Origin of the sequence: Vibrio sp. 10N.222.55.C6, from assembly GCF_041473395.1 — a bacterium.
Taxonomy (GTDB): domain Bacteria; phylum Pseudomonadota; class Gammaproteobacteria; order Enterobacterales; family Vibrionaceae; genus Vibrio; species Vibrio crassostreae_C.
Map to the genome: position 1 here is coordinate 1 of NZ_JBFRSD010000664.1, position 416 is coordinate 416.

Below are 416 nucleotides of genomic sequence, written 5' to 3' on the forward strand. Positions count from 1 at the left end.
GTTTTCTTGTCGTCATATAACGACCGACCTTCCAAGCAATTCCGGGATCGGTAGGAATCAAAATAGACAGAGTGCCTCCTGGTTTTAACACTCGTAGCCACTCTTTGATCACCAAATGAGGCTCGTATAGGTGCTCCAATATATGAGTTGCGATCACGCGATCGAAACTGTTGCTTTCAAAATCTAACTCACAAGCATTAGTTACGTTAAAAGTGAGTTTGTCATAAGAATTGATACGACTGAGTTGCTTATCTGCTACTTCGAGTGCTGATGCATCACCATCACTAACAATGTATTCATCGAAGGTGTGTTTAACATGCAATAAGTGTTCACCAGTTCCAGAACCTACCTCTAATACCTTGGGGAAATGCTTATCTTCTCCGAAGGGGCTTTCACACGCGATATGACCGGCCCTC

At 43.3% G+C, this 416-nt stretch carries 1 protein-coding gene; it reads right to left on the reverse strand.

Annotated features, from left to right (window positions below; all coding sequences use genetic code 11):
- Positions 1-416: class I SAM-dependent methyltransferase (locus AB4486_RS25545; protein WP_372119526.1), on the reverse strand; the 416-nt coding region annotated here is incomplete at both ends.